The organism is Dysgonomonas termitidis, assembly GCF_042654545.1.
Classification (GTDB): Bacteria; Bacteroidota; Bacteroidia; order Bacteroidales; family Dysgonomonadaceae; genus Dysgonomonas; species Dysgonomonas termitidis.
The window spans coordinates 1-1520 of sequence record NZ_JBHSGN010000116.1; the positions used below are offsets into that span (position 1 = coordinate 1).

Sequence of the window (1520 nt, forward strand, 5' to 3'; positions counted from 1 at the left end):
CCTGCTTCTTGTTTTATCCGGTCTTCCGTTTTCCCTGCGCTATCTTTATCCTGTTGCCGGTACCGTAACACGCTTATCCGCTACGGTAGGGCCATCCTTTTAACCGTCCGGCGCCACCCGGTCCTTTGCGGGTCATCACGCGCTGGCCCTCAAAGCGTGCGCCGTCCTCGATCTCCAGTTCTGCGGTCTCCAGGTCGCCGAGCAAAATCCCGCCTTTGCGCAGGAAGGTATGCCCGGTGATACCGGCATTGCCGTCCAGTAAACCGTATATATCCAGGAAGGCAGCCGAGATATTCCCGCGCACCTCTCCGCCGGGGCCGATGACCACGGCCTTTGTGCTGCAGATATCCCCGAGGACGGCCCCGTCGATGCGCAGGTCTTCACTGAGTTTTACCTCACCGGTGAAAACAGTACCGTTAGCCACTATGCTCGGAGCCTGAGCCTGCGGCCCGGTCCTCACATTCCTTCCCCTGTTCTTTATCCTTTTCACAACTGTTCCCATCTTTTATTCCGTTTTTTAGTTTTTTTATTTACTCAGTTACAGCTTACATGTATATATTTCATTATCATTTCTTCCTTGTTAGCGTTACCGGCATATCCTCTTCCCCAGCCAGATGCAGGGTGCCTCTTAAGAGGTTTCCCTTGATATACATTCCGCCTATCTCAAGGATCAGCGGCGGGCGGAGGTCGTAAATCAATGTCAGCGTCCCGTTTTTGATCGTCCACTGGAAAGTCAGGTTACAGGCGGGTTTGGCATTTGAAGCGGAACCGGCATAATATTGCTTGTCGGAGCCTGTACCGTTGTCTATGAAATACAGTTCGCTGATCACGGGCCGGTCGTCGAAACTAAAGCCCAGATCTCCCACCCATTCACTGCCCATCAATTCGTCATAGATCTCTTCGTCTTTCTGACAGGAAGACAAACCAACGGTTAACACACACATTGCAACTAATTGCATAAAATGTTTCATCATTTTCATTTCACTATTTTTCATTTTACTATTTTTTAATAATCATATAAAGCTACCTTCTCCGCCAGCAAATCCCGGAAGGCTGACCGCTTCACGGTCAGGGGGCATGACCTCTATACTCCTCCAGCCCGGATACTGCGCGGCCGCCCGCCGCAAGGCAGACATATAGCAGTCGTTAGGCGTGCTGCCTTCCACGGTTATATCCGCGGTACGGCCCTGCGGCAGGTGCAGCCGGAAGGATTTGCAGACGGTGCTGTCTTCCGTTTTTTCTTTTTCCATCCCTATTTCCACTCCTTACATTTCACGTTCTTTTATGTCCTTATTTACCGTTCCGTCATCTTATATGTTAAGACACTCCGGCTTCCATCCGTACCCCGGGCACGTAATTCCAGTGTAGCCGGCAGCCCGGAGGGTAATACCCGGACCGATATGTCATACAGGTATCCGCGTACCGGCAGCGGAAAATTCGGGCCTGCGACATATTCCCCGGCGGTTCCGTCTATCGAGGTCAGTATCCGCAGACGCGGGGGCTGTGCGGATTCATAGACA

4 protein-coding genes are annotated in these 1520 nt (G+C 52.0%); all 4 read right to left on the reverse strand.

Translation table 11 applies throughout. The features are described 5' to 3' along the window. Positions 1–73: 73 nt before the first annotated feature. Positions 74–502, reverse strand: coding sequence for a bactofilin family protein (locus ACFO6W_RS18800; RefSeq protein WP_379999255.1), 429 nt, complete (start codon positions 500–502; stop codon positions 74–76). A 64-nt stretch (positions 503–566) separates the two neighbouring features. After that, a complete protein-coding gene (locus ACFO6W_RS18805; RefSeq protein WP_379999257.1) occupies positions 567–995 on the reverse strand; it encodes a hypothetical protein in 429 nt (142 codons plus the stop codon). A gap of 18 nt (positions 996–1013) precedes the next feature. Next, a complete protein-coding gene (locus ACFO6W_RS18810) occupies positions 1014–1166 on the reverse strand; it encodes a hypothetical protein (protein WP_379999259.1) in 153 nt (50 codons plus the stop codon). 128 nt (positions 1167–1294) lie between these two features. Then, positions 1295–1520 (reverse strand): hypothetical protein (locus ACFO6W_RS18815; RefSeq protein ID WP_379999261.1); only part of this gene is annotated, 226 nt, incomplete at its 5' end.